The organism is Aquamicrobium sp., assembly GCF_023954335.1.
Lineage (GTDB): Bacteria > Pseudomonadota > Alphaproteobacteria > Rhizobiales > Rhizobiaceae > Aerobium.
Genome location: NZ_JAMLIE010000002.1, coordinates 354,001 through 378,043, shown reverse-complemented (window position 1 = coordinate 378,043; position 24,043 = coordinate 354,001). Strand labels below are relative to the sequence as shown.

The window sequence follows — 24,043 nt, the reverse complement described above, 5'->3', positions numbered from 1 at the left end:
AGGCTATGTCTCACATCAGATTTACATGATGATTTTGCAATCAATTGCAAATTTGACTGAAATCCGGGGGATTGCAAGGGTATTCTTCGACCCCCGGAAGAACCTCGTGGAGAATGTCGAAGAGCGCGGCTGGCGAGCAGGCGCCGGGGTCTTTCAGCCCTTCGGGGACCATCAGGTGGACGAGCACATGGGTCTTGCCCAGCACCGCCGCGAACTTCTCGCGGCCGGCGTCACCGCCCTTGCCGCGGTCGAACAGCGTGTAGACCTCCAGCGCGTCCGCCATGCGCCTGATCTTCTCGGCGCTCGGGTTGACGAACAGCGGGCTCACCACGTTGTCGTAGACCTTGAGGACCGACGCGACGTCGAACGGCCCTTCGACGACGAGGATCGGCTTCGACCGGTCGACCCACGACTCCCCGTACCAGACGATCGGGTTGTTCCGCTTCGCCTGCAGGTACATGCGGTATCTCGGGTTGGCCCCTTCCTCGATCGCCCGGCCGTGAAGACCGACCAGGCGGCCCTCAAAGTCCCGGACGGGGAAGCAGACGCGCCGTTCGCCGTCCTTGGTGTCGGCCCGTATGTCGAGCTTGTCAGCGATCCCCGCCGGCACGTCGCGGTTCTTGAGATACTCCCTTGCGAAGGTCACCTCCCGCCACGGGGGGAAGCTGTCCAGCCACCATTCCGGGAACAGGTGCAGCTCCTCCTTGGCGCCGAACAGGACCTCCTCGATGTCCGGGAAGTCGAGGTCGAGCAGGTCGTCGTTCTCGGCTTCCTCGATCAGCGCGTTGATCTCCGACCATTTGACGGCGATCTCCGGCTGCTTGCCGTTCAGCATCTGCATTTCGAGAACGAGGTCGGACATGCGGCCGTGATAGCCGCAGGCGAAGCAGTTGCAGAAAGCGTCCCCGCCTTCGCGTTTCACCCCGAACACCTCGGGGCTGGACTTGCCGCCTTCGTGCCGCCATGGGCCGAGCGGACAATCGGAGACGATCCAGCCGGCCCGCTTCTGGGCTAACGGCACCTTCGCTCCCAGCATCTTCAGGAACTTGACAGTGCGCTCGATCTTCATTGCATCGCCGGGCCGGCGGCGAGAGCGTCCTTGTGAAGCTCCTGCATCTTGGCGGTGCAGAGTTCGTCGCAACGCTCATTCTCGACGATGCCGGAATGGCCCTTGACGTGTACGAAGCGAACATTGTGCAGCTGGTACAGCGCGAGCAGGATTTCCCACAGGTCGCGGTTGATCACGGCGTTGCCCTGATAGGTCTTCCAGCCGTTCTTGACCCAATTGCGCGCCCACTGCGTGCAGCCCTTGATGACGTACTCGCTGTCGGCATGGATGACGATCTCCGGGCCGATCTCGAGTGCTTCCAGCGCGCGGATGACGGCGATCAGCTCCATGCGGTTGTTCGTCGTATCGAATTCGCCGCTCGCATGCTCATGTGCCGAACCGTCGGGGAGCTTGATGACGTAAGCCCAGGCGCCGACCCCGTTCTTCTTCATGTCGCAGCCGCCATCGGTCCACACCATGATCTGTCCGGGCGACGCGGCCGACAGGGGCTGGAACGGAGCTGCGATGTCCCCGACCTCGACGGGGAGCGCGGCGAGGATCTTCTCGACCTTGAGGCGCAGCGCCTGCGCGGCCGCCTCGTCGTCCACGGCGACCGTGATCGGAAACTGGTAGGCCATGTCACTACCTCGCCGTGATCTTCATGGTCCGGGACGAGCGGCTTTCGGTGATGACCTCCTTGCGCTGCGGCTCGATCATGTAGGCGTCGAGGTCCTTCAGCGTGATCGTCGCGCATGCATAGAACAGCTCGTCACCCAGGATTTCGTGGACGCGCTTCATGTCGGTGACCTTGCGGCTGGTGCCACGGATGCCGGCCTCGATCTTGAATTCGACGCCGAGTTCCTCGATCGCCGCGTCGGGGTCGCCAAGCTGGTCGATGATCTCCTGAAGCTCCTTCTGCACCTTCGCGTAGGGCTTCAACTCCTCCTGCAGCTTCTTGATCCTGTCCTTGACCTTGAGCGCCGGCCCTTCCAGGCGGCCGACCTCGTCGATCTTGGCGGCGAATTCGGAGAGCATCGGGTCGGGCGCCGTGACCGGCGGCTGGACCTTCTTCTTGCTGATGACGATTGCCATTTCGGACTCCTTTGCCTTTCCCCGATCTTAGCTGGCGGCCTGCGGAGTGCAATAATTTTGCAATTGATTGCATAAAATTAGAGAAACTGAAGGTCTTCGACGTGGGGAGAGAGCACCTCCGAGAAGTCCATCCCGATGAAGTCCCAATTCGTCGTGAACTTCCCGACCTCGCCGTTGCGGCCCTTCAGGATATCGATGACGCGCTGCAGGAGGGTCTCCACGCTCTCGTCCTGGAACACCCCGAGCGCAACCGAGCTGACTTGCGCGATGGCATCGGAGTAGCCGATGTCTTCGAGGCCGGCCTTCTCGCCCTTTTTCTTGTCCTTCTTCGCCGCCGACCGGGCGAACTGCCACGAGACGGTGGTGGGGGCGAGCGGTGCCAGCTCCTGCTTGATCAGGTCCGCGTTTTCGGCCACGCGCTGGTATCGATCGCTCACCTTGGGGTGCTTGAGCAGATAGCCGCCGTCGATCCAGATGCTGCCGGGCTTCAGATACTGGGCCAGCATGAAAATGTCCTCGACGGTCGCCGTCAGGTTCCCGTCGACCACCCAGAACGGTGCGTGGTGCCCTTTGATCAGGGTCAGGCCGTCCTTGTACTTCTGGAGATTGGACGAGGTCAGCCCCGCGTGCTTGATCTGGCCCGCCGGCAGGTGCGTGAACATCGCGGCCAGGCGCTGCTGGATCGCCAGCGGGTTCATCTCCATCGAGACGAACAACGGCGTCTGGTTCTGGATTTCGGCCGGTGTCGGGTCCTTCAACTTCATGCCCTGGCGCCAACCGTGGAGCGCGCCATAAAGCAGTTGCCACGTCTTGCCGACCGCCGGGCGGCCGATGATCGAGATCATGTCGCCCTTTACGGCCCCACCCATAATGTCATCGAGCGTCGGCCAGCCGAACTGGATGCCGTACTGGTCGGGCGTCTTCCATTTCGCAACGTAGTCGGCAATCAGCGCATCGTGCGCCTCGCGGAAGTCGACGACCTGCTTGGCCTGCCGGCGGGACACCAGCTCCATGACCGCGGTCGACAGGGTGACCAGCGCCTTCTCCGGCTGCTTGTTGTTCGGAAGCAGGTTCTGCGTGGCGTCCTGCATCGCCTTCTTCAGCCGGTGTTCGGTGTCGCGCAGGACGAGCAGGTCGTAGTAGTAGGCCGCCGGCTCCTTGTGAGGCACCAAAGCCTCGTCGACGTGGGCGAGGATCGTGTCGGGCGACGGGAGCGCCTGGTATTTCTTCACGAACTCGCGGACGAACGCATAGACGGGGACCTCGCTGGCCTTGAACAGGCTTTCGATGTCCCCGAACTGCAGCAAGCCGGCGACCGAGCCTTCCGCCAGGACGGCGGAGATGAACATCTTGCCGAGCATTCAGATCTCCACATCGAGGAAGTGTTCGGAGATCATGGCGCCGAAGCCGAGGCCGTATTCCTTCCGCAGCGAATCCTTGTTCGAGGCGTAGAGGACGGTCTGCTGACCAGTCACCTGCCGATGCGAGAGGAAGTCGAGAAGGGCCGACGTCTGCCACGAGGCGATCGTCCCGCCCTCGGCCTGGGTGTAGAAAAAATTTGGGATCAGGATGCAGGTGATCTCGGGCATCTGCTTGGACGCCAGGAGGTCGAGAACGGTTCCCAGGGTCATGACGCGGGAGCGAATGAAATTGCGCACCAAAGCCCCCGCCATCGCCGCCATGCGGCGCTCCATTTTGCCCGCGCCGTTGGGGCCGCTGTAGACAATCCCCGAGACGCCGGTCGCCCCCGCAATGTGCTTGCGGAATGCCTTCAGGTAGTCGATCTCGCGCTTGGTGAAGTCGTCCGGCAGCGGCCGGTAGATCCAGTGCGGTTTGATGCCGGCATCGAGCGCGAAGTTGTCGATGTCAGCCACCAGCCGCTCGTGGTGCTCCTTGACCAGCACCCCGTCCTTGTAGGGGTCGGCATGCATCAATCACCCCCGAGGATCGAAAGCAGTTGGTCGAGGTCCTGCACCTCATCGACCGGGTCAGTATTGGCATTATGTGCAATTGATTGCAAATTTCGTGACGCGCCGACGCCTTTCCCGGCCTCCTGATTCAACGGCTTCGATGTTGAGGGGCTGCCGATCAGGTTCACCGCGACGCCGGCATGGGTCAGCAGGAATTCGAGCTTGGGCTTGGAGGGCGAGGTCTTTACCCCGGCCTGTTGCTCGACGGTCTTGGCGAATTTGATCCAGTCGAGCATCGCGGCCGTCATAGCTTGCTCTGCCGTACCGGGCGGGCATTTGTTCAGGAAATGCTTCAGCAGCCCGAGTTCCTTTTTCGTGGTCACCGTCGCCACCAGACCGTGGTGCTCGTGCAGCAGGTTCTTCCAGAGGAACGAGAGCCCGGACACGCTGTCGGGCTTGTGCAGCATCTTGTTCGCCTTGACGTGGGCCACGACGTCATGAACCGACTTCGGCTTCGAGGGGGCCGCCTCCGCGTTCATGCCCTGGCGTTTGGCTTTCGGAGGGAGTCTGATCATGCTTCCAACCTTTCCCGGACCTGAAGTTTTCCCCGGATAAACCCCAGCGTGCGAAGTCACGCTACTCACTACATTTCCCTCACTACCCTTTCCCTCACTAAGATACGTAGTATCTATAGATGGTGCATTTCCGAGATTTTGACTGGCGCAATTCTGCACCGCGCCTGGTGCGATTTTGCACTTCTGACCAACTTGCTCCGGCGCAGAAATACACTTCTGCCCATAGTCGGTCAGCGTCACGAACGATGCCTTCTTTCCCTTGACGAGCTTCGTCTGGACGTTGATGACGCCGATCTGCTTGAGCTGCGCGAGCCCGCGCTTGACCTGGGCTTCCGTCAGAGCGGCTTCCACCATCCAGCGTTCGCGGCTGAACGACACCCAGCGCCTTCCAGAAGCGTCCTTGATCTTGGACTTCGGCAGCCAATAGGTCAGCCGGAACAGGATCGCCCCGGCTGACTGGGACCCCGCCACGTTCATGCAGCGCGCGAACGGGTTGGGCATCACACACCCGCGGCCGGCGGCTCCTTGTCCTCGGCTTCACCCGACTTGGACGTTTCCTGAGCCTTCTCGAGCGCCTTCTTCAGGATCTGGGCCTGCATGCCGAAGACGCCGATCTGGGCTTCCATCTCCTGCTTGATCGCGTTCTTCTTGTTCACGGCGTCCATGATCTGGGCGACCAGGCCCTTGTAATACTGGTCGAGCCATTCCTGGATTTCGCTGACGGGAATGACGAGGTTCTCTTCGCCGGCCAGCGTGGCGACGTAATCGGCCAGCTTGGAGGCCAGCTTTCCCTTGTCGACCTCGTCGAGGAACATCTTCACTTCCTCGTCGGTGCCGAGCGGACGCCCATGCAAGAGAACGCCGATCACGGTCGAGGACCGGGTTTCGTTCGTGTTCTCCCAGACGACCTCGGGCCAGGCGGTGGCCGTCGTCAGCATCATGTCCTTGATCGACACAACCTTGTTGATGGGCATCGTGTCGAACAGGCCGCCGGCCATCGCAGACCGCAGCCGGGCGCCGAACCATGTCGTCCCGTCGTGCCCGAACGCCTTGCCGTCGAGGACAGCTTCCGGCTTGACGCCCAGGGCGAAGCCGCCGCGGCGGGCGATCACCAGATAGGACTGCTTGGACTCGGTGCCGCCCATCATCAACGGCGGCTGTTTCTCGGCGTTCATCGTCGTTTCCTCATCGCTTTCCATGCAATTGATTGCACGGTGATCGTGGCTGGCAGGCGAGCGGGATCAAGGTTTGGCGTTCATGGGCGACTTCTTGATCCAGGCGTATGTCTCGGCCGTCAGGGCGGCTTGCGAGTAGGTCAGCGGGCTCACGTCGGAGATCGGCTGGACGCTCTTCATGATCTCCTTCACGGCAACCTCGCTGAACTTGCCGTGGAAGCCGTCGAGCACCTTCGCGACGAAATCCATGGCGGGGGCATTCTCGAGACCGGCGAAGACCAGCGTCTTGTCGATGCGGCCCTCCCGGTACAGCTCCTTTGGGAGCTTGCTGGCCGCGTTCGTGGTCATCATGACCAGCACCCGGCTCCTGTGCTCGGCAAGCCACCACAGGAGTTGCGAGAGCATCGTGGACGTGGTGCCCGACGTATCGTTGTTCGAGGTGTTGAAGATCTTCTCGACCTCGTCGATCAGCGCGATGCACGGCTCCTCGTGATCGAGGCGGGCAAGGTTGTTCAGCAGATTTTGCTCGGATTCGCCGACGTATTTGTTCTTGGTTCCGGCAATGTCGACCCGGTAGAGCGGAACGCCCCATTGCTCGGCCACATACTTGGCCGCCGCCGTCTTCCCGGTGCCTGGCGGGCCGTCCATCAGCAGGCCGCGGGGGACGAGCCGGGGGTCTTTGCCGTGCAGGAAGAAGTCTCTCTCCTTGCCGATCCAGTCCGCCAGCTCCTTCGGCGGGTCGTAGAAGCCCTGCTTGATGTCGATCTGGGTCAGGCCGTTCATCCCCTGGAAGATCGACTTGCGGGTCTCCATGATGCCTTGCACGGTCAGGCTGTTGTCGCGCGCCGTTGTAAGGCGCACCAGCTCCGCCGCCTCCTTGATCGTGCATCCGCCGAGCCCCTGCAGCAGCGTGGCGGCCTGGGCCTCGTCGATGACGATCTGCTTCATGAAGTCGAGCAGCAGCGCCCGCGGAACCGGCACCTCGCCGGCATTGAACATCGGCTCCACCACCCGCTCGGGGTTCACCAGGATCAGCGTGCTCTCGGCGGCGACCATCTTCTCGTAGATCTTGACCAGCGGCAGTTGGGCGCCGGCGGGATGCACGAAATAGAAAAGGGAGTCCGGCTTTGGCTTCGGGCTGTTCGGGTCGAACACCATCGGCGCCTTCTTGGTCAGCGTCTTCAGGACGTCGACGAAGTTGACGAGATCGCGGGTATGAACGGCGATGAGCGGTATCTGCGCTTCGATGGCGAGCTTGAGCATGCGGGGGCCGGCCCTCCTTGGCCTGTCGTCCCCTGACTATGACCTAGAGGCGGGCAGTATCAAGCAGAATTTTGCAATCAATTGCAATATTTCACGCAATGGGCCGGGGGGTCTACCGGCCCGGCCCTGGAGTCGGACGAGCAGCTGGCGACACCCAGGATATAGAGCCATCCTAGCGCGATGATCGCGGGCCAACTTACCATATCGAGCATCTTCACTTCGCCCTCCATATCTTCAGGAACTCGATGGCTTCCTTCGGATTGTTGGCGGAGAAAATCAGCCACTTGCACAGTCCTTCTCCGGTCAATCCGATGAGGACAGCGACCGGGATCGTATATGTGTCCCGGTCGAGATCGAGGAACGCCAGGGCCGGCTTCGTGAAGACCCACGCGACGAACAAGGCTGCGAAGACCGAGATGAGGCTCCGCAACCAGGTCATGCGTGGAGACGTGGCGAGCTTCAGGATCGCCGCGCCCAGCACCGCCAGCCAGAAGGATATGTCGTGACCCCCGATCAACACGCGGCTTATCCTTCCCTTACGGGCTGCGCCCTGCTGCCGATCGATCCCAGCAACCGGCCCTTACGCCGCGCTCGAAGTGGGCATCGATCCTCTTGTTGCCGTCGGGCGTGGCCGCCTGGACATCGCCCAGGCTGTCTACGATGACGCCGCACGGCTTATTGACCGGCTGCGTCGTCGCACACCCCGCGAGCACGGTCCCACCTGCCGCCAGCGCCATGGCAGCGATCGACATCCGCCTGGCCGCCGGCCGCCATGCCCTCGGATTTCCTGTTCGCGTCTTCGACATCCTGGATGGCCTCCAGCCTGGCTCCCTCTCGGAGCGTGTGAACCGTCCAGCTGATGGCGAGGACGCTCGCGAGCAGCAGCAGGCCGTAGATGACGGCGCGCGGGCTCATCGCCGCTCACCGCTTTGGAACGCCTCGACGCCCTTCTTCTCGCCGTTCCGGCTGATCATGAAGATCGACAGCGCCAGCAGGGTGAGGAGCACGAGCCAGAGCCAGCCCGGAAGGCCGGCGGCAAACCCCTTCAGCGGGTCGATGTAGCCCCTGGCGTCATCGAACTGGTCGAAGATGCCGACGATCGCGGCGAAGAAGCTGGAGACGGCCGCCGTGGTCGCGGACAGGATCTTCGACAGCATGTTTGCCTTCACCTCCGGCACCTTCTCGGCCACGACGCTGACACTGGCCAGTACGCGCTCCTTGGCGATCTGGCGTGGCTGGGCGACCTTGAGCGCACGCATGAACTCGTCGTCGAGAGTGGGCGTGAGCGGCAGGCCGTTCTCGGCGCGGAAGGCCAGGATCGCCCCCCGCGTCATGGTCCCGATCACGCCGTCGACGCCTCCGACTTCGGTGTAGCCGAGCGCCTTCAGCATGACCTGCGCTTCCCTGATGACCACGGGGTTCGTGATCGCTCCGGGGACCCCCGCAGGCTTGGCGTTGTCGGGCCATACGGTCACAGCCCGCGCCAGGTAGGTTCTCACGTCGGACAGGCCGTTGGTGCCGCCATTGATGGCCTTGCGCACCCCCTCGGTATCGTTCCTGTCAGCCAGTTCGTTGCAGCCGCGCTTCTTCCACTCACGAACAGCAGCCAGAAAGGCGAGCTTCGGGTTCGACTGGAGCGCGCCGGGGTTGCCCTCGAAGCCCATGTTCCGATAGCCCTCGCGCCCCGTGGTCTGAAGCATGCCGCCGCCGCGAAAGTCCCAGCCGTCCGTGCTGGGGGCCGGCGCATTGCCCATGCGGCCGCCATAGACCTTGATCGCGAGCGCCTTGGCGTTGCGGACATAGGACTGGCATTCAGCGACCGATTTGAAGCGGCGGTTCGTCGCCGGCCCCTTGAAGACGTCGTAGATGCGCTGCGCGCTCGTATAGGTCAGGCTCTCCACGATCGACGTCAGGCCGCCCGTCTCGGTAGCGATGTTCGACAGGAACTGCCGGATGCGGCGGGGCGACGTGATGCCGGCAGCCTCCGCCTCATGCCAATTGCCGGCGACAGCGGCAACAAGCGCCGCCTTCGCTTTCGGGAGGAATTTCCTCAGATCGGCTTCGGTAATCACGGCGACCTCCACGCAGGCGCGTGTGCAATTGATTGCATTCGGCCTGTTCTAGTCGCGCCCCGTTCTTTTTTGCAATTGATTGCAATCTGCCCGGCCCAGTCTGGAGGCCGGCGCGATAAAGGCTTTCAGGAGGAAAATCCGCTCAGCCGCCGGGAGCGACCAGGCTGATCGCCGCGAACCTGTTGAACGCACCCGTGGCATCGTTCTCCAGGTTCACGCTGACGGTCGGCTCCACGCCCGTCCAGTTGAGATAGTCGCTGCCGACCTCCAGCGTGCCGTCCTCGACAATGTGCCGCTCTCCGACCACCAGATAGTTGCCCACGTTCTGGCTGTTGAGGGCGACGGCGATGACCCGGCCGCCTTCGCCCACGGCGATCGTGCCGAGGGACGGCTGACTGTCGGTCCCCTGGATTGCATCGAGCAGCTCAGGTTCGCCATCTACCCAGAACGTAGCGATGCCATGTCGGTATCTGTTTCCGGTGTAGGATACGGCGACCGTCGCCGTCGTGCCGGTCGGAACGGGCGCCATCCAGAAACTGATATGAGCATTGTGGACGCCCGCGTGCCAGCTGCTGTCGAACTCCGCGATCTTCGTGGCGCCGACGCCCGCGACCGTGACGGTGTTGGGGGACCCGGCGATGCCGTTGGCGCGGTTGTTCGCTACAACGACCAGCACATGGCGATCGACACCTTGCGCACCGATCGGTTGGCTTGCGTGGCTGTAGGCAGCCGAGTTGGTGCCGCTGGTCGCCACCCCGGTATAGAGAACCGGCAGGAAGTGCGCCCCGCCGCCCGTGGCAGGAAATCGGTTGGCAGGTGGGGCAAAGTCCTCCGTGTAGCGGCGCTTGCCGTCCGTGATCCGGAATTCGTCGATGTAGCCGTACCAGCTCGCATTGTCGCTGGCCGAGGAGCTGCGGCCGATCGTGAAGCTCGTCGTCAGTGCCGTGAGGTAGGACAGATTGACGGCCGCCTGCCTCTTGCCGTTGACGAACATTTCGCAGACCCCGTCTGCATCGCGGCAGAAGGCCAGGTGAAACCACTCATTGTACGGGATCGGCGCATCGGGACGGACAACCGGGCCATGCAACTGTAGCGAGTTGGACGCGCTGTCATTCCATTGGCCGAAGCCGTTGAAGATGCCTGTCCAATCGCGTGGGTTGCCCTTCTTCAGAAGCCACGCCTCAAGGGTAAGCTCCGTCTTGAATCCCAGACCAGGAAGGACGACGTTGAGGTAGTCGGCGTTTGAAGCTGCCCCGGCGGGATTGAATGCGATGTTGTTCCCGTCCCCGAACCTGCTCTCGGCCACCGTGTGCTGGGCGGTCCCGTTCACGGTGTGCGTGATGCTGCCGAAAGGCGCGAGGTTCTCGATGGCTCCGTTCCGCGAGGAAAGCAGATAGCGGACACAAGGCCACAAATCGTCCTCGGTGACGACGGGCGCAACCGGGGGATCGGGCGGCAACACCGCGGGCTTCTTGACCAGGCCGTGCATGCCGATCGGATAGAAGCTCACGATCCCCGTCTCGCGCGCGCTGCGGACCCCGCGATACCCCATCCGCACCTTGCGGGCCTCGTCGGGGATGCGCGTCTCCAGCTGCGAGCCTTCGCCTCCGAGCTTTTGCCTGTAGTAAGCCGAGCTGTCATATCGCCGCTCACCGACCTGAACGCCTCCGGCGTCGAGGAACTCCGCCCAGACCCGGCCGCCGTCGTTCGTGTCGCCCGAATGGAGCGTGCCGAACCAGTTCATCTCGAAGGCGCACAGGCCCGCGTCGATGTCGTCGGTCATCTCGGGCGGTAGATCAGCCTCGAAATAGGTGTCGGACATATCCGCGGTCTGCGAGAGGCCCGTGGTGCCGTAATCGAGCGCCACGGTCGTGATCGCCCCTCCGAGATTCGTCGCCCACTCGGCCGGCGCCGGAGGATAGGACGGCAGCGCCACATACCGAACGGGATCGCTCCGCTGATCGAGGGAAACTTCGAGATTTGTGCAATTGATTGCCGGGACCGTGCCGCTGTTGAAGGCGAGGAAGCCGATGTCGACCGCCCGCGTGCCCGCCGGCAGCGGGAGCCGCACCGACTGCGGGCTCCAGTTCTCCGCGGAGAAGTTACGGCTGTACCGCTGCGCCACGACCTTCCCCTCTGCATTCGTGGCCCTGACCAGGTAGCAGCCGTTTGCCGCGGGCGATCGCGGGTCCAACCCGAAATCAAGCTCGAAGACCGCATCGACCAGGCCGGCATCAACATCTTCGACCAGCAGCTCCGGGATCGATAGCTTCTGGACAGTATGGACCCGCGTCGTCGACTGGAGATGGAATGCGTAAGGGGTCCCAGGATAGTCCTGATAGCCGCCCGTCTGCATGAACTTGTTCCAGCGGCCAGGGATATTGCCGGAAAGCTGCAGCCACTCCGAGCCAGGCGCCACCGCAGCGCGAGGGTTCACGACGGGCAACGGGTACGGATAGGAATAGCTATCGCCAGGGGGGACTTCCGGGACGTAGGCCGGCCCTTCAACCGGCGGCCTGAAGAAATACTCGTGAGCCGGGATGCAGTAGTCGTCCGTCCATCGGGCGATACCCTTCGTAAGTCGGAACTCGTTGATGCGGCCAGGGTTCGATTGCCAGCCAAGGAGCAGTTCCGCTGCCGGCACGCTCGGCGGGTAAACCCCCACGGTTTTGTCGACGAGATAGCCGTTCATGTACATGCGGCTCACGCCTTTGCCGTCATAGGTGAAGGCGAAATGGATCAGGCTGTTGTAGCTGTTGTCCCCTGCGTTGCCGACACTCGTCCAGCCCGTGCCGTTCCAGAAATAGATACGCATGTTGCTGGCGCTGGCCCAGAGCACCCATTGGTTCTGGACGCCCAGGATGTCATAGCTGACGATGCCCTGCGAGGCGTAGTAGTTGAAGATGCTCTCGATCGTGAAGGGAGTGCCGTCACCAAGGTTGTTCTGGTCGTCGATATCGGGAACCACGATCTTGGCCCCGGAGAGCGGCCACAGGGATTGCACGGGGCCGTCGTAGAAGCTCTGGCTCTGGCTGGTCGACGCGGTGGGAGCCGGATTGCCGTAGACAGGCACGCCCCTGGGGCCGCGGTCAACAATGCCCGCCGACGTGTCCAGCAGCACGGATATCAGGTCGTAATACCGGTCCTGCACAGGGTCGACTTCCGGCATATCCCGAGGCTCGAATGGTGGATGCCCCGTCGGCGCCGTGAAGCCGGTATCCGACCCATAGCGGCAGACCCCGTTGGTGAACCGGACGTCATCGAGCCAGCACTCGGCGGCATTGTTCGTGTGCGATCCGCCCATCTTCAGCCGGGCGCCGGCCTTCCGTATCAGGCCGGGGTAGCTGGTCGACGCGGCCATGGCCCCGTTCACATACAGGCGGACGACGCCTTCATCGTCGCGATCGATGGCGAGGTGATGCCAGCTATTCAAGGACAGCGCCGACGCGGCCGCCAGGTTCAGGGTCGCGGCAGAGTTGGTCTGGTCTGCCGCCCAGAATGTGGGGATGCCATTCTGGAGGTGGAGCATCCAGCCGCGGTCATTCGCATCGGGATTGTAGCAGCTCAGCACGACGGCATAGTTGGCTGCGGGAACCCTGATCCATCCCTCGATGGTGAATTTCTTGCGCCCGATGCCATATCTCTGGACGTCGGGGCGGCAAGCCAACCCGAAATGACGAACGGCGCTGCTCGGCACGGTGCGCTGGTGAAACGAGGTCGTGCCGAACTTTGCCTGCGCGGCGGTGATGAACGGCCCGTAGCGGCGATCCATCGAAAATCCGCGCTTGCGCCGGGACAGGTCGAAATAGCCGATGTCCGACCGCACCAGGAATTCCACCCGGCTCCAATACGGATCGCCGGGAATGCCTTTTTCCGACGTCATCGAGATTGCGATCGGCACTTGCCTGGACGGCTGGCGGGCCGGCCTCGACCGATGGAGCACTTGCAGGAATGCCTGCGACAAGCACGCGGCCGGTTCCTGGTTGACCAGCAACTTGAGCGCGGTTTGCGTCACCCGAGCCGGGGGTCGCGCGTCGCCAAGCACCTTGACGGAACTCTGGGTCACGCGGGCCGGACCACCGCCGGCCGTCGCAAGAACCTTCACCGCATCCTGGGTGACGATTGCGTCCGTCATGCCGAGACCTTGATCTTCGTCTTGAGGCTGCCGATGGCGCCCGCGAGCCATGCGTCGCCGGTCGCCGGGTCCGCCTCGAAGATGGCGTGCGAGGCGGCATAGCTCGTGCCTAAAGCGCTGCCCGGCCCGAGGGCTTCATCGATCCCGCTTACGATGCCGTGCTGGATCGAGCGGGTGCCGCTATCCGACTTCCTGCCCACGACGGACGTGCCGATCGCCAGGATGTTCGCAGGTGCGACTGCCGGCGCTTCCAGGCCGAACGTGGCCTCGTCGCCTACCGTTTCGGAGCTGATATAGGTCGTGTCGCCGTCGCTGCCGACGTCGTTGATCGCGTCCCAGGCGTCCCCCGTGTTCGGGACCCAGGTGCCAAGCGCGTCATCGGCATTGGGGAAAATCGTCAGGACCTCGGCATCACCGACCCACGTATTGTTCGTCGTGCCTTCCGTGTCCCAGACAACCCAGTTGTCGACGAGGAAGCTGCCGTTCCTGTTCACGGTCGCGGCGTTCACCTGCATCAGGGACACGGCATCGATGATACCCTGGCCGCCGTTGCGGGTATCGACGCCCGTCACAAGGCCCCATGTCTCGCCGTTGACGCGGACCTCCATCTCGCCATCCGCATCTCCGATCTTCACGCGGACCTCGACATGATACCAGGTGTCGAGGAGAAGCGGCCGCGAGAAGCCGGCCACGGCGGCGGTGGAACGGTACAGCGCGAGGAAGCCCCCGGCGTCGATATGAAGGCCGGCATGCCAGGTGTTGCCTTCCAGAAATCGGCACAGGTAGCGGTAGTCGTTCGCATAGGGATAGGCGACGATCTTCAGGCGGAACCCACAGCCGACATATGCCCCGAGGGGAACCTGCGGAATCGATCTGACCAGGCCGTTGTGGTTCACCGCAGGCTGCAGGCACGCCAGGGATTTGCCCCGGCCGAATGGCGTGTCGGACGAAAGCCCCCACACGGCCGCGCCGGTCAGCACATAGGTGTTTCCAAGGTCGGCCTGAGCTGCGTACTGCTCAAAGCCATCCATATGACGAATGCTCATATGCGGCTCCCTGCAAAGGTGATGGAGATGTCCGCGAGGTTCTGCAGGCTCAACGGCGAGACGAGGGTCAGCCGGTCGCCGGGCGCGAAGCCCACGGGATCGTCGAAGGCGAATACGCCGTCGTTGGTGGCGAACGCGAACGTGACCGAACCGATCATGGTGCCGTTCTTCTGGATCGAGATGATCACCTCGCCATCGGCCGCGGTCTCGGCATAGGCGAAGCTGTCCTCGAGATCGGCGGCAAGCGTGTACTCCCTGGCGGTGATGTACCGGGCGATGACGCTTTCGGCATCGGGTGTGCCGGGGATGAACAGCGATATGTCGAATTCGGTCGCCACGTTGCCGAAACCGGCACCAGCGACCCATCTGCCCAGCGTGCCGTCGAAGACCAGGGAGTTGCCATCGACCGGCGCCGCGGCCAGGTCGACGTCACCAATCTCGCCCAGTGTTTCCGGGGCGCCCGCGCCCGGCAGCCATTTGCTTTCGGCCTCGCTCCAGACGATCGACTGCCCGTCCTCGAGATCGGTCAGGTCGACGTCACCGATATCCCCGAGCGTTTCAGCGGCGGCAGACCCCGGAACCCACTTCTGCCCGGCCTCGTCCCAGACCAGAGCTTCCCCGTCAGCCGGGGCCTGGGTGTCCAGATCCACGTCTTCGATGTCACCGAGCTGCTCGATGACGCCGCCTGCTTCGCCGGGCACCCACTTTGCTTCCATCTCGTTCCAGACGATGGTCTGGCCGTCGACGGGCGGCGCCGTTTCCATGTCGACGTCCTGCAAGGCTCCAAGCCCGAGGCTGACCGTGCCTTGCTGAATTCGAGAGCCTGCCGGGAAGTCGGGATCTTCCCAATAGGTCAGCAGCGTGCCGCATGTCCCGTCATGCGTGGCGTTCGAGCGGTTCGTGATGCCTACCCGGTCGGGTACGCCTTGCAGGGTGGTGGAAGGATCGACCGGATTGCCGAAAACCTGCCAGACCAGGCCATCGGAAGACACCCAAGCCCGGATGTGGTTGCCGTCGAAGCCGAGGCGCAGCCAGTTGTACTGGTTCGGCTCGGTCAGGAGGATCGTCTCTGCGCCGGCAGCACTCACCCATCCGAGACGCAACGAAAATTGCGTGTCGCTGTTGGAGTTGCCCAGCGCGAGAAAAACGAAAGCCCCGTTGAAAGCGCGCTGAACGACAATCCCGCCCGCGTGACCGGCCACCATGAAGGAGTCGGGGACAACGCGGGCGGTGACCATCCACGGCTCCAGGTCGTACTCGAGCTGTCGATAGACCACCGCGTGGCGCACGCCCGAGGTCTGAGGGCCGCCCTGGATCACGAGGCCGCGCCCCTTGACCGCTGTCAGGTCCGCAGACGGCGCGTTGTGCCGGCCGGGGAACATTTCGGCGGTCGGCGGCGCGAAGGGACCCAGCTCGTAGGTCGCCACCACATATTCGTTCTGATCGATGTTCGGCCCGCCGCCGCTGCCGGTGCCCGGCCCCCATTTCTGGGAAAGCGCATCGAACTTGAGCACGTTGCCGTCGACCGGCGGCGTCTCGAATTGGACGTCATCGAGGTCCGACAACGCCACCGCCTGCGCGGTCTCACCGATATCCACGGTCAGCACGTCATCGATCAGCGTGACGTTGATCCCGTTGCCGGTGAAATTGATTGCACTGACGTCGCCTCCAAGTGCATCGCCGTCGGCCTGGAATTCGAGGACGTTGGAGGCCGTGATGGTGACGAAGCCGTCATTGTCGGGGTCTTCGATGACGTTGAAGCCGTTCAGGTAGAGCTGCCGGATGCGCGAGGTCATCGCGGTGCCGCCGACCGTGAGCCCGATCGAATAATTCGTCTGGTTCACCGTGTCGTAGACATACTGGTATGTGCCCCCGACCTTCGTCAGTTTCAGAAATTTGTTCAGGTGCGTGTCGGACGGTGCCTCGACGTCGGGAAAATCCGCGAGGTTGAACGTCGCGCCGGACAGCAGCTCCGAAAGGGACATGAAGCGGAGGAAGCTCTCGGTCGGGTCGACGACCAGGAAGTGGTCTGCATAGCCGTCGAAGGTCTGCGGCCCGTCCACCATGCCCAGGAACGAATAGGTGATGGCTGCCGGGCTCGGCACCCATGCGGCGCCGTTCCAGGCGAGCACGTCATTCTGCTGGGCGCCGCCGGCCACGACGTCGTTCAGGTCGTTGAGCTGGGCGGCCGGGAATTCGAATTCCTTGAACATCGCCTTGCCGGCGGCGTTGTCCCACATGAAGAGATCGCCCTCGCTCGGGCTGTTCATCTCGACATCGGTCAGTTGTGCGAGCGCCGTCGCCCCACCGCCGCCGCCGGACGGAGGCGCGCTGTTCACCCACTGGCTGCCTGTCTCGTTCCAGACGAGGATCTGACCGTCCAGCAGCGTGTTGAGGTTGATGTCGGCCAGTTGCCCCAGCGGCGGGATCGCGGCGGGTGCCTGCGCCTCCCAGCGATTGTCCGAGGCGTTGAAGGTCAGCACGTCGCCGTCCTCGGGAGCTACGATCCCGACATTGGTCAGGTCGTCGAGCGTCGACGGCGTGCCGGCCGGGTCCTGGGTCCAACCCGCGCCGGAGTAAGTCCAGAACGTGCTCGTCGCCTCGTTGAAGAACTTCATCTTCTGGAGCGGCGAATAGAAGCGCCAACCGTTGAACCAGAGCGCGATCTTGTTCGCGTGGCCGCTCCATGCACCGCTCGCTCCGGTGCCGACGATGTAGGTGTCGCCGTCGGCCGGGGAGCCGGGCGGGTTGTTCTGCCGGTTCTTGGCCGACCGCGCCACCATGGCGTCGAACACCACGGCGGCTTCGTTGAAGACGACCTCCTTCTGAACATCGTTCGATGCCATCAGGCGGACACCGAGCTTTGGGGTCGCAACCATGCCCTATGCCTCCAGTTCCTGGGCAAATCCGCGGCCCACGATCTGGCCTAACTGATACAATCTCAGCCGGACTCTGTCCTCGACCTGCCCGAAGTCGGCGGCCTGGCTGGCTGCTGCGTAGGTCCACTCGCGGCCGGTGATCGATGCGGTGCGGACGACCGTATTCCCGTCCAGAACGTCGATTTCGTAACGCTCGAAAGGCTGGTCGATCTCCAGGGTCTGGCCGTTGATTAGGCCGCCGTTCTGACGCCTGCGCGGGCTCCAGCGAATGTAGATGTCGTCGTTGGACCGCCGCACCAGCTCATGGACGGCCGGCGTCCACGGCCGCAGGCTGTTTCCGGTGTTCACGAACGTGAAGCTGGCCGCGCTGTCGGGGTCGTCCCCGAAGGTCACGGCCCGGTACACCTGGGGTTTGTTCAGGCCGCTGTTGTCATGTGTGATCCGCTTGATGGCCGACTGCTTGAGGCGGACGAAGCGCTCCCCAGGGGCATGCTTGTCCATCTCATGCTCGGTGCCACGGAGCCCGCGCAGGAACTTCGAGATTTCCCATATGCCGTTGCCGAGGTCCCTGACCTGCGAGAACTGGACGATTTCGTTGCCGATCACGGCCATGTTGAGCGGTTGGGACAGCAGGTCATTGGGGTCTGCGGAGGCTAGGTCGATCTCCTTGTTCAGCATGTAGACCCGGATGGCGAGCTGGTCGTCCCAAAGGCCGGGCATGGCTCGCGGGAGCGCCGTCAGCGTGTAGCCGTGGGCGATGCCTACGCTGTTCTGGGCGACCGCGTACCATTTGGAGCCTGCCGCCTCGTTGGCCTCCTCGATGCCGAAGACCTGCACCGTGCCGCCCGACGAAATATCGATCAGCAACGCCCCGCCGGACCATGTATTCCGGTTGCCGGCGAGCACGGCGTAGTAGCCGACATTGTCCGTTTCCTGGTCGCTGAGCAGCGGCACATCGAGCAGGTACGGCACGGTGGGCGAACCCCGAGGCAGCACCGCTGGCTGGTTGTCGTCGATGTCCAGATCGCCTTCGGTGATCGCCGTCGTGTGCAGGAACTGGTTGTGATCGACGAAGACGTGCTCGAGGATGCCGTTGGCGCCGATGTCCACGCCGACGCACCGCCATGAGAGATACTGGTAGCCGGTCGTGTCGGTCAGGTCCGAAACCAGCACGGCGTCGCCCGGCTCGACGATCACATATTTGCGCGGCAAGAGCACCTTGTGGCTCTTCCGGGCCGTGAACTTCAGGGCGAGCATCTCCTCGACGCGGGTCTTCGCCATCGATCGGGTGAGCGCGACCGTGACGTCCAGATCATCGACACTGTCCGCCTCTGTCACCTGCCGGGTCGCATAGACCATGTTCGGGGAGTATGCGCGCGCGGGCTCCTGGAACTTCAGCTGCAGCCGCCGCGGCAGGTCCGCATCCTGGGCGCGGGTCGTCTCGATCGAGGGCGGTGGCTCGCTGCCGTCCGCGTAGGCGCCGAAATCCTCGCGCCGGATAATCGCGACCGGTCTCTGGTTGATCCATTGGAAGACGATCCGGTAGGCGCTTTCGGCCGCGTCGAAAGGGTAGACTGACTGGAGCATGTTGAGCACGCCGCGCCCGGATTGCGATTGCGTGACCGCGAAGCCAGGCACTTCGATGTCTGTCGGCATGTGGCCGAGGGCATCGAACTCCACATCATCAAGGCTACACTCTCGGCAAACGTCGCGCACGATCTCGTGGAGCTGCACCGCGCCGTCTGTCTTCTGCACCTCGACGGTGAAGGTCGGCACGCCGTTGCCGAAGTCCTCGAGCTGGAGATTATGGATGACGAAGTAGCAGACGCCCCGATAGGCGGGGACGTTGCCGACACCGAGATACTCCTCCATCTTCGCGTTCGGGGTCTGGGTCTCGCTGCCCAGATAGACGTTCATCGAGTCGAACCGGATCTTGTTCGTCGCGTATTCCTGGTCCTTGCCGAGACCGTCGAGCATCTGCCCGAGCAGCGCGTCGACGGCGGACTGGCTCGGCGCCGGGACGGGAGGCGTCAGGTTCGTGCCGGGGTGCGCCATGATGTAGGCGACCGCTTCGGCCTGCGTGCCGTAGGTGTATTCGTCGGGACGGTAATTGTTGAAGGCGAAGATGAACGCGCCGCAATAGGCTTCTTCCAGCCGCGTGACGCCTTCCTGGTTCACCAGCCGGTCGAGTTCGGCGTAATAGGCCGCGTCGAAGTCTTCGCTCGCCTGCATGACGATGTCGTCGTGCATCCAGAGGAGCTTCTGGTTCGCCCAGATGCGGTTGATCCGGTGGACCGGTCCCTGGCAGACGCCGACGGTGCAATCCACCGAGTAGGTGTAGGTGTAGATCTTCTGGCTATCGCCTTTCCCGCCGCCCTTTTTGCCCCCTCCAACTTCCTCGACATGCTCGGTTTCGATCAGCTTCGACGTCCAGAGCAACTGGCCCGGAACCTTCATGGCGCCCCAGAGGCGGATGATCGGGTTGCCCGGCGACACGGTCGCTATGTTGATGTCCGAGAGTCGCGGGCCGTACTGGTCCTTCGGCTTCGGCGCGAGCGCCGCCGACAGCATCGTACCCGCCACGCCGATGGCGAGCGAGAGCGCAATCTTACCCATAGGGCGACACCTCCAGAGGGGTGGTGCCGGGATACTCGTAGACGCGGACCAGGCGCTTCATCCAGAAGGCGTCCCAGCTGTGTTCGAGCACCTTTCCGGCCTTGCTGAACGAGTGGATCATCGTCTGCCGGCCGGCGTGCTCCCCGACGATCGCAAGATGCTGGGCCTCGTTCCGGTCGAAGCCCCAGAGGATGGCCACACGGCCGAGCGCCAGCTCCTTGCCGGGGATCGGCTCGAGCTGCTGGTCCGCATAGCGCAGGACGAGGTTCGAGCTGGGGCTCTCCGCGTAGAAATCCGGTGCAATTAATTGCAAACCCAGTTCCGCGCCGACACCGATGATGAGGCCGACGCAATCGACGCCTCTTTCCTTCGAGCGCCCCTGGTGCCGGTAACGCGCGTCGATCCAGGTCCGGGCCGTGTCCACGATGTGCTGCCGGTCGATCATCAACTGCCTCCGCTGTCCTGCTTCTTCTGGCCGCCCTTCGAGGTGATGTTCGCTGTCGCCAGCGCCTTCTCCTCGGTCGGCATGTCGGGGAAGCCCCGGTAGTTGTGGATGTTGTCGAAGTCGTTCTTGCAGGCCGTGCGTGTCTTGGCGCAGCCCTTCACCACCTCGTATTCGTCGCCCGGCATGATCTGCCCCGGCATCTGCTCAAGCAGCGCGAAGGCGCCGCCGCCCTCCTGCGAGTAGGCCCGCACCTCGACCTTCAGGCCCTTGTTCGTGCCCGTGATCCATTCGACGGTGCCGTACCGCCACCAGTCGTAGGGCTCGGCGCGCGAGGCGTCCGTGAAGTGGCTGCGGCTGAAAACGGCGGTGACCGCGCCCCGCAGACGCCGCGCGCGTATCGTTCGCCAGACGAGATGGTTGTCTGCGACCTCGACGCCCACGGCCTGCGGCCAGTTCGGCTCGGCCGGCCCGGACAGCCCGATGGCGTACCGGATGCTCGACGAGACGTTCGTGACCGTCAGCGGCTGCACGCCGGCCGGCGCCGAGAGCGGGACCTCGCCTTCCTTCGTCGGCGTCAGGTACGCCTGCGAGTTGACCAGCTGTCCCTGGCTCGTCAGGTCCTGCTGGTAGTAGCTTTCTCCGAACGGCATCATGCCTTCGACGGTCACGGCGCCCGAGGTCTGCTTCTTCATCGCCGTGGCGATCGCCTTCAGCGCCGGGTGGCTGTTCACGTTCACGACAGTCGCGCCGCTGCCGATGTTCGCCATCAGCAGCATGAGCTTGAACATGCCTGCGGCGCCTTGGGCGTTCACGTAGTTCTGGATCAGCCCGTTCGCGATCAGGCTGCCGAGCACGCCGGCCTGCGGGTTCGACGTGACCGACGCCTGGGCGCCCTGCGCCCGCACGCACTGATACCAGAAGCCGTTCTGGACCCTCGGCCTCACATAGGAGCCGATGCCGGCGTCCGCGCCGGCCTTGGCGATGTAACGCGAGTTCGCCTTCCACTCCTGGGCTTCGAGCCAGACCTTGCACCTGTCGTCCCCGAGAGCCGCGGAGCATTCCAGCGTGAAGAACTGCCCGAACGGCTGCTGCAGCTTCTGGAATGGAGACCGCACCTCGGCCTCGAACTGGCCGTTCCTGATCTTCACCTCGCCAAGGCGGCCGCCCCGGATCGGAACCGCCCCGATCTCCGGCTGCAACGGGTTGAGCCAGAACATGCGGACGAACGCATTGTCCCAGAGGCCGGCTTGCAGGTCCCAGTCCGTGATCTTGTCGCTGACCAGAGCGGTCGCGCTCGTATTGTCCACGGACAGGTTCGATTTCGAGGACACGGCCATGCCGCTGAAGGCATTGGACGGAACATATTCGATGCCGTCGATGGTGAACGGGACGTCGCCCGACGTGAAACCGAGCTTCAGGCCGTCCTTGCGTTCCAGATACCAGCCCAGCACGATGTGCGTGGACCGCTCCTTCAGCTGCTCGAAGAGTGCCGGCGAAATGCGCTTCATTCGTCGAAGACCTCCGACGGACGGATCTCGATCAGCTTGACGTCCGCCGCGCCGCCGACCCCGTATTCCTCCAGGGCCACCGGAAGGCGATCTGTGTCGAAGCTCACCGGGACATAGAAATGGTAGCCGGCCGTAATCACGACGTTTGGCTTGGGAGCCGGGTGCCGATAGACGCCGACGCCGTTGCGGTTGCTCTCCAGCTCGCCGTAGTTCGCGGGGCCGGTATACGTGATCTGGGAGCCGTCCCCGGCCACGGAGGCGACGACAAGATTCATCGCCTCGTTGCTGTTGTTCAGCGGGTTCAGCCAGTTGCGGGTGATGATCTTGTCGCCCGTTACCAGGCCGGTGAACGTGCCCGTCGCGCCGAGCATGCGCCACTGGTTCGCGCCATCCGCCGGCTCCAGGCGCATGTTCTGCAGGTTCACCTTCTGCCAGTTCGGGACGAAGGTGATCACGCCGGTCGCGTAGTCGATCTCCCAGCTTGCGGTCTGCAGGCCGCCGACCCCGATCATGACGGTGCCCGGCTGGGGCCGGTAGATCGGCCTGATCTGCTCCTTGTTGCCGCTGGGCGTCGGATACCGCTTGATCAGCTGGAACTTGAACTTCGAGTGATCGCCCACGCCGATTACCTGATCGAGATGGGATATATCCGGAGGGCGTCGGGCCTCCTCCTCGGTGGCCAGTGTCGAGGTGTGGTCGACATGATCGTGGTAGAGGAAAGCGTCCCGCCGGCCGTGCATCGAGCGGAAGAACGCTACCAGCCCCTGGAGCTGCTCCATGGTCCGCACGCCATAGGCGATGTCGTACTCCATGAGCGGCTGGTCCCAGCGCGACGACCGCTGGTCATGGCCGCTGTCCACCCGCACCACGTCCGTCTGGAAGCGGGTCGCACCGATGCTGTTGTAGGAAATGTCGAAAGGGAAAACCTCGTCGATGACCATGTCGATCCACTCGAAATTGGGTGTGAAGGGGATCATCACGTTGGCGTAGACCTGCGTGAACCGGTTGGCGCCGTCGGCCTCTTCCTCCCCGGTGTTCAGGGGGTATTTGCCCATGATGTGCGCGTAGAGCTGCGTGATGCGGCGGCGGTGGTTGTTCGAGACCCCCAGGAACTGCGCGGAGCTTTGCGTGGCGATGAGGGTCGGCCCGCTCATGCCCGTCACTTCCACGGAGATGCCGGTGATCCGGAGCGACATCAGGCGATCTCCACGCCGATATGGATGGCGTTCGCCTTGGCGCGGTTCCAGCCGCCGCCGTCCGGCGCCGTCTCGAAGACATGGTGCTTGTTCGTGTAGACCGTCGTCAGCGTCATCGGCGGGCTGGTGGCGGTGTCGCTCAGATAGCGGCACTTCAGCTTGATGTTGGAGGTGCCGGCCGCGTCCTTCCTGGCGCGCGCATGCACGCTGACGGCCAGCACATCGATGATGTTGGCCGGGAGGGCATCCAGGTCGAACATGTCCACCTGGCCGAGCGTGTTCGAGTAGATGTAGGAGAGGTCGCCGTCGGGCGGGATGTCATCGACCGCCGTGTAGTTGGACAGGCCGCCGCCATAGGCCACCATCTGGTTCGGGCCGGCGTCCTGCATCGGCGTCAGCGCGTGGATCACGACGTCGCCGCAGAAATCGTTGAACAGCGCGCCGGTCGTGTCGCAGATGTAGAGGTCGTCGAACCTCTTGTTCCAATCGTTCAGGCTGAACTCGCCGGATAGCTGCTGGAACTGGAACATGTTCACGGAGTTGGGGGCGTCGTTGTGCTTGCCCCCCGCCGCGGTCAGGACGGTTGCGCCATCGAGGCGAACGATGATGTGCGACCCCGGCTTGTACTTGACCTCCACATAGTGCCAGACCTTCGCGAACATGATGTTCGGGCCGCTGGCCGCGAGGAATTGCTGGTTGTCCCCGCGCAGGATCGTGATGCCGCCCTGGCCGTTGAGCCAAAGGCTGATCTGGCTGCGGATCGTGCCCATGCGATCGTCGTAGAGAATGTTTCCCAGGCACCCGAAATCGTTGCGGGGGGCGTTGATGGCGAAGCCGATAACGATCTCGTCGCGCGTCACGAAAGCGCGGCGGCAGCGCGTGCCCTGATAGACGGCCGCGCCGCTGGACATACGCATGCAAAGGCCGCGGCCGGTGCGCGTCGTGTTCTCGGCGGTGAGGCCGTTGACGTTGACGTAGCCGGATGCCGACACCACGTCGGTCGCATCCTGACCATGTGACCCATAGGTGTCGAAGCCATCCATCCAAAGAAGCGCCATCGCTTCCCTCCGTGCAATTGACTGC

At 63.5% G+C, this 24,043-nt stretch carries 19 protein-coding genes; all 19 read right to left on the bottom strand.

Annotation, left to right across the window (positions count from 1 at the left end):
* Positions 1 to 40: 40 nt before the first annotated feature.
* The 19 genes from M9945_RS14405 to M9945_RS14315 all read right to left on the bottom strand — a co-directional run bounded on the left by M9945_RS14405 (position 41) and on the right by M9945_RS14315 (position 24,018).
* Entirely contained in the window at positions 41 to 1,069 is a 1,029-nt protein-coding gene (locus tag M9945_RS14405; protein ID WP_367945173.1) for a hypothetical protein, read from the bottom strand.
* Positions 1,066 to 1,686, bottom strand: coding sequence for a ribonuclease H (locus M9945_RS14400; protein WP_367945172.1), 621 nt, complete (start codon positions 1,684 to 1,686; stop codon positions 1,066 to 1,068). The genes M9945_RS14405 and M9945_RS14400 overlap by 4 nt, the downstream gene beginning before the upstream one ends.
* Positions 1,687 to 1,690: 4 nt before the next feature.
* Positions 1,691 to 2,140: a hypothetical protein gene (locus tag M9945_RS14395; protein WP_367945171.1), complete on the bottom strand. Its 450-nt coding sequence runs from the start codon at positions 2,138 to 2,140 to the stop codon at positions 1,691 to 1,693.
* Positions 2,141 to 2,217: 77 nt separating this feature from the next.
* Positions 2,218 to 3,501: a DnaB-like helicase C-terminal domain-containing protein gene (locus tag M9945_RS14390; protein ID WP_367945170.1), complete on the bottom strand. Its 1,284-nt coding sequence runs from the start codon at positions 3,499 to 3,501 to the stop codon at positions 2,218 to 2,220.
* Positions 3,502 to 4,071 carry a hypothetical protein gene (locus M9945_RS14385; protein WP_367945169.1) on the bottom strand — a complete coding sequence of 190 codons (570 nt, stop codon included), beginning with the start codon at positions 4,069 to 4,071 and terminating at the stop codon, positions 3,502 to 3,504. It lies immediately after the preceding gene.
* Positions 4,071 to 5,126, bottom strand: coding sequence for a hypothetical protein (locus M9945_RS14380; protein WP_367945168.1), 1,056 nt, complete (start codon positions 5,124 to 5,126; stop codon positions 4,071 to 4,073). Before M9945_RS14380 ends, M9945_RS14385 begins: the two co-directional genes overlap by 1 nt.
* Positions 5,126 to 5,800, bottom strand: a complete 675-nt coding sequence (locus M9945_RS14375) for a hypothetical protein (RefSeq protein WP_367945167.1) — start codon at positions 5,798 to 5,800, stop codon at positions 5,126 to 5,128. The genes M9945_RS14380 and M9945_RS14375 overlap by 1 nt, the downstream gene beginning before the upstream one ends.
* A 66-nt stretch (positions 5,801 to 5,866) precedes the next feature.
* Positions 5,867 to 7,063, bottom strand: coding sequence for an ATP-binding protein (locus M9945_RS14370; protein ID WP_367945166.1), 1,197 nt, complete (start codon positions 7,061 to 7,063; stop codon positions 5,867 to 5,869).
* Positions 7,064 to 7,277: 214 nt separating this feature from the next.
* Positions 7,278 to 7,583, bottom strand: a complete 306-nt coding sequence (locus M9945_RS14365) for a hypothetical protein (RefSeq protein ID WP_367945165.1) — start codon at positions 7,581 to 7,583, stop codon at positions 7,278 to 7,280.
* 155 nt (positions 7,584 to 7,738) lie between these two features.
* Positions 7,739 to 7,978: a hypothetical protein gene (locus tag M9945_RS14360; RefSeq protein WP_367945164.1), complete on the bottom strand. Its 240-nt coding sequence runs from the start codon at positions 7,976 to 7,978 to the stop codon at positions 7,739 to 7,741.
* Positions 7,975 to 9,147 carry a peptidoglycan-binding protein gene (locus tag M9945_RS14355; protein ID WP_367945163.1) on the bottom strand — a complete coding sequence of 391 codons (1,173 nt, stop codon included), beginning with the start codon at positions 9,145 to 9,147 and terminating at the stop codon, positions 7,975 to 7,977. The genes M9945_RS14360 and M9945_RS14355 overlap by 4 nt, the downstream gene beginning before the upstream one ends.
* A 130-nt stretch (positions 9,148 to 9,277) precedes the next feature.
* Entirely contained in the window at positions 9,278 to 13,270 is a 3,993-nt protein-coding gene (locus M9945_RS14350) for a LamG-like jellyroll fold domain-containing protein (RefSeq protein ID WP_367945162.1), read from the bottom strand.
* Positions 13,267 to 14,316 (bottom strand): hypothetical protein, encoded by a 1,050-nt coding sequence (locus M9945_RS14345; RefSeq protein WP_367945161.1) that lies wholly within the window; start codon positions 14,314 to 14,316, stop codon positions 13,267 to 13,269. Before M9945_RS14345 ends, M9945_RS14350 begins: the two co-directional genes overlap by 4 nt.
* Complete coding sequence (locus M9945_RS14340) at positions 14,313 to 17,195, bottom strand: DUF2793 domain-containing protein (protein WP_367945160.1); 2,883 nt, start codon at positions 17,193 to 17,195, stop codon at positions 14,313 to 14,315. The genes M9945_RS14345 and M9945_RS14340 overlap by 4 nt, the downstream gene beginning before the upstream one ends.
* Before the next feature lie 3 nt (positions 17,196 to 17,198).
* Entirely contained in the window at positions 17,199 to 19,811 is a 2,613-nt protein-coding gene (locus M9945_RS14335; RefSeq protein WP_367945159.1) for a phage tail protein, read from the bottom strand.
* On the bottom strand, positions 19,804 to 20,256 hold the full coding sequence (locus M9945_RS14330; protein ID WP_367945158.1) for a C40 family peptidase: 453 nt from the start codon (positions 20,254 to 20,256) through the stop codon (positions 19,804 to 19,806). The genes M9945_RS14335 and M9945_RS14330 overlap by 8 nt, the downstream gene beginning before the upstream one ends.
* Positions 20,256 to 21,764 carry a DUF2163 domain-containing protein gene (locus M9945_RS14325; protein WP_367945157.1) on the bottom strand — a complete coding sequence of 503 codons (1,509 nt, stop codon included), beginning with the start codon at positions 21,762 to 21,764 and terminating at the stop codon, positions 20,256 to 20,258. Before M9945_RS14325 ends, M9945_RS14330 begins: the two co-directional genes overlap by 1 nt.
* Positions 21,761 to 22,960, bottom strand: coding sequence for a DUF2460 domain-containing protein (locus M9945_RS14320; protein WP_367945156.1), 1,200 nt, complete (start codon positions 22,958 to 22,960; stop codon positions 21,761 to 21,763). Before M9945_RS14320 ends, M9945_RS14325 begins: the two co-directional genes overlap by 4 nt.
* Entirely contained in the window at positions 22,960 to 24,018 is a 1,059-nt protein-coding gene (locus tag M9945_RS14315) for a hypothetical protein (RefSeq protein ID WP_367945155.1), read from the bottom strand. Before M9945_RS14315 ends, M9945_RS14320 begins: the two co-directional genes overlap by 1 nt.
* Positions 24,019 to 24,043 lie beyond the last annotated feature (25 nt).

Coding starts and splice junctions, on each gene's coding strand:
- M9945_RS14350 (WP_367945162.1), bottom strand. CDS start 13,270: ATGACGGACGCAATCGTCACCCAGGATGCGGTGAAGGTTCTTGCGACG.
- M9945_RS14320 (WP_367945156.1), bottom strand. CDS start 22,960: ATGTCGCTCCGGATCACCGGCATCTCCGTGGAAGTGACGGGCATGAGC.
- M9945_RS14395 (WP_367945171.1), bottom strand. CDS start 2,140: ATGGCAATCGTCATCAGCAAGAAGAAGGTCCAGCCGCCGGTCACGGCG.
- M9945_RS14315 (WP_367945155.1), bottom strand. CDS start 24,018: ATGGCGCTTCTTTGGATGGATGGCTTCGACACCTATGGGTCACATGGT.
- M9945_RS14360 (WP_367945164.1), bottom strand. CDS start 7,978: ATGAGCCCGCGCGCCGTCATCTACGGCCTGCTGCTGCTCGCGAGCGTC.
- M9945_RS14370 (WP_367945166.1), bottom strand. CDS start 7,063: ATGCTCAAGCTCGCCATCGAAGCGCAGATACCGCTCATCGCCGTTCAT.
- M9945_RS14335 (WP_367945159.1), bottom strand. CDS start 19,811: ATGGGTAAGATTGCGCTCTCGCTCGCCATCGGCGTGGCGGGTACGATG.
- M9945_RS14345 (WP_367945161.1), bottom strand. CDS start 14,316: ATGAGCATTCGTCATATGGATGGCTTTGAGCAGTACGCAGCTCAGGCC.
- M9945_RS14330 (WP_367945158.1), bottom strand. CDS start 20,256: ATGATCGACCGGCAGCACATCGTGGACACGGCCCGGACCTGGATCGAC.
- M9945_RS14390 (WP_367945170.1), bottom strand. CDS start 3,501: ATGCTCGGCAAGATGTTCATCTCCGCCGTCCTGGCGGAAGGCTCGGTC.
- M9945_RS14400 (WP_367945172.1), bottom strand. CDS start 1,686: ATGGCCTACCAGTTTCCGATCACGGTCGCCGTGGACGACGAGGCGGCC.
- M9945_RS14340 (WP_367945160.1), bottom strand. CDS start 17,195: ATGGTTGCGACCCCAAAGCTCGGTGTCCGCCTGATGGCATCGAACGAT.
- M9945_RS14380 (WP_367945168.1), bottom strand. CDS start 5,126: ATGCCCAACCCGTTCGCGCGCTGCATGAACGTGGCGGGGTCCCAGTCA.
- M9945_RS14385 (WP_367945169.1), bottom strand. CDS start 4,071: ATGCATGCCGACCCCTACAAGGACGGGGTGCTGGTCAAGGAGCACCAC.
- M9945_RS14375 (WP_367945167.1), bottom strand. CDS start 5,800: ATGAACGCCGAGAAACAGCCGCCGTTGATGATGGGCGGCACCGAGTCC.
- M9945_RS14405 (WP_367945173.1), bottom strand. CDS start 1,069: ATGAAGATCGAGCGCACTGTCAAGTTCCTGAAGATGCTGGGAGCGAAG.
- M9945_RS14325 (WP_367945157.1), bottom strand. CDS start 21,764: ATGAAGCGCATTTCGCCGGCACTCTTCGAGCAGCTGAAGGAGCGGTCC.